A 6,968-nucleotide genomic window follows, 5' to 3' on the forward strand; every position below is an offset into this window, starting at 1 on the left:
AAGCGGGGCAGTTCATCGCCACGCTGGAGCATCGGCAGGGACTGAAGATCGCGTGTCCTGAAGAAATCGCTTGGCGAACTGGCTGGATCCGCGGGGAGCAGGTGCTGAAGCTTGCCGACCCCCTGAAGAAGAACGGTTATGGCCAGTACCTCATGCGCATCCTGAAGGAAGGAGCACCGCGATGAAGGTCACGCCAACCGCCATTCCCGAGGTCCTGATCTTGGAGCCCAAGGTCTTCGGAGACGAGCGCGGCTTCTTCATGGAGAGCTTCAATCAGAAGGTGTTCGACGAAGCCGTCGGTTATCACGTGGATTTCGTGCAGGACAACCATTCGCGTTCCAGCAGGGGCGTGCTGCGGGGTTTGCACTATCAAATTCAGCAGCCGCAGGGAAAGCTAGTGCGCTGCGTGCTCGGGGGAGTGTTTGACGTGGCGGTGGACGTGCGCCGGGGATCGCCGACCTTCGGCAAATGGGTTGGCGTCGAGTTGACGGAGGATAACCATCGCCAGCTCTGGATTCCCGCTGGTTTCGCGCATGGCTTCTTGGTGACCAGCGACAGCGCGGACTTCCTGTACAAGACCACGGACTACTATGCGCCGGCGCATGAGCGCTGCATCCTCTGGAGCGACGCGGCGATCGGTATCCAGTGGCCCGTGCCCGTGAGCCATCCGCAGGTGTCGGCCAAGGATGCGGCCGGCAAGCCGCTGGCCGAGGCGGACCTCTTCGTATATGGAGAATTGGACAGTTGATGCAGGGTGCTGGACGGATAGAAGGAGCGTTTGCGATGCACAAGCTCAGTGGTGTCGTTATCGCATACAACCGGGCCGACCTCGTTGGAACGTGTCTGAAGGCGCTGTCCTTCGCTGATGAGTTGCTGGTGATCGATAAGTCCTCCACGGATGGCACGGCGGAGCTTGCCGCGCCACTGGCCGACCGGGTGATTGTGGTGCCATGGTCGCCCGTTGTGGAAGACACCCGTGCACAGGCGGTGGCCGAATGCACATTTGATTGGATTCTGTGCCTGGATGACGACGAGTGCCTCAGCGTGGAGGCGGTGCGCTTCATCAAGGAAGAGTTGCGGCAGCCGCGTGCCGACGTCTACCGCCTGCCACAACGCCACTACATCCTCGGTGAGCACGACGAGCGCGCCTACTACTGGCCTGAGTACCAACCCCGGTTGTTTCGGCGCGACGCCGTAGAAATGCGCCCGACGGTACATGGCGGCATGGTGTTCGATCCGGCGCGCGCCTGGAATGTGCCACCCGAGTCGGGGGTATGCATTCATCACCTGTCCCACAAGGATGTGACGCAGTGGATCGAAAAGACAAATCGGTACACCTCTGTGCGCGATCGCAGGCGGGCGCCACACGCCGGCACGGACTTGGCCGAGTTTGCGCACCACTCGATCGACCGATATGTCGGCGCGACCCGACCCCATGAGAAAGGGAGTTATCCCCAGGCCGTCGCTGTGCTGCGTTCGCTCTACGACATCATCGACCGTCTTAAGACCTGGGAAGAGGAGAATGGGCGAGATGGAGTGCGTGAATTCCAGCGGATTTGCGCCGAACTCGAGAGACAGTATGCCCGCGAATTGCCCAGCCCCAACCGCGCGCGAACTGGGCGGTTGGAGGTCGTTGAGGCCGGTGCGCCGTCCGTGGAGCAAGCGTCCCCTGGAGCTACCGGGGATCGCGGGACTGCCGAATGGCTGGCCCAGGCAGTCGAAGGCCTGCGGGAGTCCATCCGTGCGATCCGCTCAGCATCCGAGCGCGAGTTGTCGGACTCTCGCCAGCGGATCGCCGGCATAGAAGCGGCGCTGGTGCAGGAACGGGCATCCGCTGAGGCGCAGGCGCTTGCGCTGGCGCAGTCGCGAGCCGAACTCGCCCAGGCGCAGGCGCGAGAGCGAGACCTGGAAGTCCGGCTCGGCGCCGCGCAGGCGCAGACGTATGCCTCGCGTGCCGAATACGATGCCCTGGAGTGCGAGCTCGCCGGGCTCAAAGCCGAAGCGGACCATTTCCGCACGGCCCTGGAGGCCGTCAGCGCCCAACTGCATGCGACTCTGAGCTCGACGAGTTGGCGCGCGATGGCGCCACTGCGTACCTTTTCCTCCCGCCATCCTGGCGTGCACCGGGCGCTGGGTCGGATCCTGCGCTTCGGCTGGCGGCTGCTCCAGGGGCGGCCGCGCGAGGCCATGGACGCGCTCAAGGGGCGCGGCATGGCCGCCGCCGGGCTCGTTGCTGCCACGGCATCGCTTCCGCCGCCGGCGCCGCCGCCCGTGCGCTTCGAGCGGTTCCGCGTGCGATCCATCGAGCCGGCCGCGCGTGGGCCGGCTTCCGAGGGTGCGCCGGCCTCTGGGCACCGCATCCTGTGCGTCAGCCACGTGCTGCCCTATCCACCCCGCGCGGGCAACGCGTACCGCATCGAACGCATGCTCGGGTGGCTGCGCGCGCAGGGGCACGAGGTCGTGCTCGTGGTGTGTCCGCTGCCCGGCGAGGCGCCCACGCCGCAGCAGGTGCATGATGCGGCCCGGGTCTGTCCGCGCCTGCTGGTGCTGCATCGCACCGGGCAAATCGACGCGAACTTTGCCGAGGCCGAGGCCTGGTTGGCCGCGCTCCCCGGCAAGCCCCGAGACTTCCGCGCACTTCTGCGGGAAGACAAGGCGGGGCTGCCGTCCACCGCCGTCCGGGACATCTGCCGGACCTTCTGTCCCGATGCGCTGGCTGAGCTCGTCCTAGCGATGGACGCGGCTTTCTCGCCGCAGATCCTGCTCGCGCAGTACATCTTCATGACCCGGCCGTTCGCGCTGTTGCGCGGCGAACTGCTCAAAATCGTCGACACTCACGACGTCTTCTCGACCAAGGCGCACAAGGTGGCCCAGTACGGCATCGACGACGTGCTGGCGCTCGGCGAGGAGGAAGAGGCGGCGCTGCTGGCGCGGGCCGACGTCGTCATTGGCATCCAGCCAGAGGAGACGGCGCACCTGCGGCGGCTGGTCCCGCAGCGCAAGGTGGTCAATGCCGGCGCGGACTTCCCGGTCGATGCGGACATCGGCCCGCCGCCGGGGCAGGGCCGCGTGCTGCTGGTCGCCTCCGACAACCCGATGAACAACAAGGGCCTGCGCGACTTCCTGCGCTTCGCCTGGCCGCTGGTGCGCCGCGAGTGTCCGCATGCGCAACTGCACGTGGCGGGCGACGTGGGGCGGGCCGTCGAGGTGGTGCCCGAGGGCGTGCACATCCTGGGCCGCGTCGAAGCGCTGCGGGCCGCCTATGCGCAGGCCGACGTGGTGATCAACCCGACGGTCGCGGGCACCGGCCTGAAGATCAAGACGGTCGAGGCGCTGTGCCACCTGCGTCCCGTCGTCGCCTTTCCCACCGGGGCCGACGGCGTGGGGCCCGGGGCGCTGGCTTTCCTGCGCGTCGCGCGCAACTGGTACGAGTTCGCGGCCCTGCTGACGCAGGCCCTGCGTGAGCCGCCCCATGCGCAGCTTGCCGCGCAGGCCGAGGCGCTGGTGCGGGAATTCTCGGCTTCAACGGTGTATGCGGAACTGGCCGGGGTGCTCCATGGTGAATGAGGCAGGTGCCACGCTGCCGGTGTACGGCAGCTACGACGTCCTGGTGGACCTGAGCGCGTTGCCGTGGAATGCCGAGCAGGTGGCCAGCCACCTCCAGCGGCTGGCGCGCTATGCCGGATTCGGCGCCGCCGGCGCCCGCATCTGCGTCGCGCTGCCGGCCGGGCTGTCCGGGCTGGGGGAGGGCGTGCCCGACGCCGGCCCGCCGGTGCTGGCGGGCACGGGCGCGGCGGCCGTGCGCATCGCGCTGCGCCGCGCCGCGGCCGGCGAGCGGGCGCTGCTGGTGATCCTCGGCGCGCTGCTGCCGCCGAACGAATGCGTGCCGGTCCTGTGGGCCGCGCTGGCGCAGGATCCGCTGCTGGGCAGCGCGCAGCCGCGTTTCGCGCACGAGGGGAGCGACGCGGTCCTCGCGCTGCCGGGTGCCGGCACCGCGCTCACCCTGGCGCGCGCCGCCCTGCCGCGGCTGCCGCGCACCGTGATCACGGCGGAGATGCTCGCGGCCTGCACCCTCGTGCGCACGGGCGTCGTCGAGTCGCTCGCGGACGACGACGGCCAGGCATTCGAGAGCACGGCGGGCGCCTTCCTCGCCGCCCTGGTCGCCGCGCGCCGGCGCGGCTTCCGCAACGTGGTGGCGAACCGGGCGGTCGTCGCCGCGCCAGGGCCCGAGGCCGCCTATCCGGCCCTGCCGCCCCAGGACGCCGCGCGCCTGGACGCGCTGCGCCCCGACCACCGCAAGGCGGTGGCCGCCAACCAGGCGCTCGCGGTGCGCGCGTTGGAGGCGGCCATCGCCGGCATGCAAGCGGCCGACGGCCGCCTGCGGGTGCTGCTCGACTGCCGGGGCCTGTCGCCGGTGCACAACGGCACCTCGCAGTGCGTTCTGGGCCTGCTCGACGGGCTGGCCGCCGCCGCGCCGCCCTGGGAGATCCACGTCGCTAGCCAGGCGCCGGCCCTGCGCTTCCATCGCCTGGCCCAGCGCTACCCGGACTTCCTGCACGAGCAGGGGCCACCTTCGGGCAGCTTCGCGGCGGCGCTGGTGCCGAACCAGCCCTGGTCGCTGGCGACCATCGCCGAGCTGCACCGGCATGCCTGGGCGGTCGCCTTCAACATGCTGGACACCATCGCCTGGGACATCCTCTATCCGGCCGACGAGCGGGTGGAGCCTGCCTGGCGCTTCCTGGCCGAATACGCGGACGGCATCGCCTACAACTCGGGCTACACGCAGGAGCGGGTGCGCCTGCGCTTCCCGGTCGCGCCCGGGCGTGTCGAGCGCGTGGTCCATCACAGCCTGGATGCCGGCGACCATTCGCTGCCGGCCCTGCGCGGGCAGGCCGAGGCCAGCCACGTGCTGCTGTTCGGCAACACCTATGATCACAAAGACCTCGGGCCGACGCTGGCCGTGCTGACCGATGCCTTCCCGGAACAGCCCTTCGTGGTGCTCGGCGGCGCCGGTTCGGCGCGGGCGAACGTCACCACCGTGCCCAGCGGCGAGGCTTCCGCCGAGCAGGTGCACGCGCTGATCGCCAGCGCCCGGTGCGTGGTCTATCCCTCCTTCTACGAAGGCTTCGGGCTGCCGCTGGTGGAGAGCCTGTCCTATGGCCGCACCGTGCTCGCGCGCAGCTCGCCGCTGTGGCACGAGATCGTTTCCCATGCGCGGCTGCCGGGGCGCGTGGCCACCTACCATACCCAGCTCGGCCTGGTAGAACTGCTGGGGCGTCACCTGGCCGGCCTGCCGCTTACCTGTCTGCCGGCGGGCGGCGCGCTGGCCGAAGGCGAGGCGGCGGTCGACTGGACGGGCAGCGCGCGCCGGATGATCGAGTTCATCCACGCCTGCATTGATGCGGCGGATGCTTCGTCCTGGCTGCGCCGCGAATGCGCCCTGCGCAACGCGGGACTCTGAGGGGTTTGCATGACGGCATTCGAGAAGACAACAGGCATGCGCATCGTCACGCTGCTCGCGCGGCATGGCACCGCCAAATACGCCGGCGCGCCGCAGGACATCCGGGCGCTCTTCAAGGCGACGCTGCCCGACGTGCGGCACGAGATGCTGATCGCCGACAACGCGCTGCCGGTGGGCCACGTGGAGACGGACGCTTCGGGCGCGACAGTCATCGGTGCCTCCAACGCGGCCTGGGAGTTCTCCGCCTGGGACAGCGCCGTCACCCACCTGGGCGACGCGCTCGACCGCTTCGACTTCGTCCACTTGGCGACCTCGGCCTTCAGGCAGCTCTACGTGCGCTACCTGGACCGCTTCGGCAGCGCCATGCTCGGGCTGGTGCAGGGCCGCGCGGCGGCGGTGGGGCACATCGACTACTACGGGCAGCCAGTCTCGCTGCTGGGCGTGGGCTGCCAGTCCTGGCTGCGCACGTCCTACGTCTTCCTGCCGCCCGCCGAAGTTCGGCTGCTCGGCAGCTTCGCGAGCGTAGGCGACGGCAGCCTGTTCTTCAGCGACGATCCGACGCAGCCCTTCCTGCCTGAGGCCCCGGTGTCCGCCGAATACCGCAAGAACATCCTGGGATGGCTGACCGGCGACGGCACCGACCAGGGGACCGAGTGGCATTCGCGCTTCGTGCTGGATGCGCGCACCCTGCCCTTCTTCAAGCAGAAGGCGCTGGCGATCTTCAACGAGCAGATGCTGAGCAACCGCCTGCGTGCGCAGGGTTGCGTGACGGTGGACGCGACCTGGCTGGCCACCGTCGCTGCCAGCGGCGCCTGGCCCCGTGGCGGCCCGCTGCCGCCCTGGCAGCTCCAGGTCAGCGGGCGCGACACGGATGCGGCGCCGCCGGACCTGAGGGTGCCCGAATGAGTCCGACGCCGTCCGGCCCGGCCCGCCGCGTCGTCCAGCTGCAGGAGGGCGCGCCCGACTGGGACGCCTTGGGCGTGCCGCACCTGCAGGCGCTGGTCAGCCGCATCCTAGAGCTGCAGTCGCAGCCGTCCGAACTGCTTGGCCGCTGGTACCAGCGGGACATCGTCGCCAGCGCTACTTTCGAGGTGCCCTCGCCGTGGACGGGCCAGCCGGTGCGCGCCAACCGCAGCGTCGCGCTCTGGGACAAGTCGGTCTTCTACGGCTTCGGTGGAGAGCCCGATCTGTGGCTCGGCGCCACCTCGCTGGGCGAGGGCTACCCGATCGCGTCGATCTACGTCCCCTCGCGCGACCTGTTCGTCAACCTGGGGCATCCGGTCTGGGGGGCGCGAGAGGAGCAGATCGACGCCTTCCTGCGCATCGTCGCCGAGCGGGATCTCGCCCGCGGCTGGGCCGCCCGCGCGGCGGCGCCCCGGGTGGTCGCCCTGACCGGCGACGCCAGCTTCGCGCACGGCATCTGGAACCAGCTCAGCGCCCTGGATCACCTAGGGAAGGTCTGAACAACTCGAAACGCAGGCAGCGCACAGGCCGTTCGAGTCGAGAT

At 69.6% G+C, this 6,968-nt stretch carries 5 protein-coding genes and 1 pseudogene; all 6 read left to right on the forward strand.

Going from position 1 to position 6,968, the window contains the following annotated elements:
• Positions 1-185: pseudogene (locus ACIY1X_RS23180) on the forward strand (glucose-1-phosphate thymidylyltransferase); the annotation flags it as partial.
• The gene (rfbC, locus tag ACIY1X_RS23185) at positions 182-748 is read left to right on the forward strand and encodes a dTDP-4-dehydrorhamnose 3,5-epimerase (protein ID WP_399685191.1); all 567 of its coding nucleotides are present in this window, start codon (positions 182-184) and stop codon (positions 746-748) included. The pseudogene ACIY1X_RS23180 and the gene rfbC, both read left to right, overlap by 4 nt.
• A gap of 35 nt (positions 749-783) precedes the next feature.
• Entirely contained in the window at positions 784-3,567 is a 2,784-nt protein-coding gene (locus ACIY1X_RS23190; RefSeq protein WP_399685194.1) for a glycosyltransferase, read from the forward strand.
• Entirely contained in the window at positions 3,557-5,461 is a 1,905-nt protein-coding gene (locus tag ACIY1X_RS23195) for a glycosyltransferase (protein ID WP_399685197.1), read from the forward strand. The genes ACIY1X_RS23190 and ACIY1X_RS23195 overlap by 11 nt, the downstream gene beginning before the upstream one ends.
• 9 nt (positions 5,462-5,470) lie before the next feature.
• On the forward strand, positions 5,471-6,367 hold the full coding sequence (locus ACIY1X_RS23200; RefSeq protein WP_399685199.1) for a hypothetical protein: 897 nt from the start codon (positions 5,471-5,473) through the stop codon (positions 6,365-6,367).
• Positions 6,364-6,924, forward strand: a complete 561-nt coding sequence (locus tag ACIY1X_RS23205; RefSeq protein WP_399685201.1) for a hypothetical protein — start codon at positions 6,364-6,366, stop codon at positions 6,922-6,924. The genes ACIY1X_RS23200 and ACIY1X_RS23205 overlap by 4 nt, the downstream gene beginning before the upstream one ends.
• Positions 6,925-6,968: the final 44 nt, after the last annotated feature.

The sequence above is a fragment of the Xenophilus sp. genome, assembly GCF_044462705.1.
Taxonomy (GTDB): domain Bacteria; phylum Pseudomonadota; class Gammaproteobacteria; order Burkholderiales; family Burkholderiaceae_C; genus Xenophilus; species Xenophilus azovorans.

Bases quoted from the DNA above. Each gene is read 5' to 3' on its own strand.
- ACIY1X_RS23190 (WP_399685194.1), top strand. From the start codon at position 784: ATGCACAAGCTCAGTGGTGTCGTTATCGCATACAACCGGGCCGACCTC.
- ACIY1X_RS23205 (WP_399685201.1), top strand. From the start codon at position 6,364: ATGAGTCCGACGCCGTCCGGCCCGGCCCGCCGCGTCGTCCAGCTGCAG.
- rfbC (WP_399685191.1), top strand. From the start codon at position 182: ATGAAGGTCACGCCAACCGCCATTCCCGAGGTCCTGATCTTGGAGCCC.
- ACIY1X_RS23195 (WP_399685197.1), top strand. From the start codon at position 3,557: ATGGTGAATGAGGCAGGTGCCACGCTGCCGGTGTACGGCAGCTACGAC.
- ACIY1X_RS23200 (WP_399685199.1), top strand. From the start codon at position 5,471: ATGACGGCATTCGAGAAGACAACAGGCATGCGCATCGTCACGCTGCTC.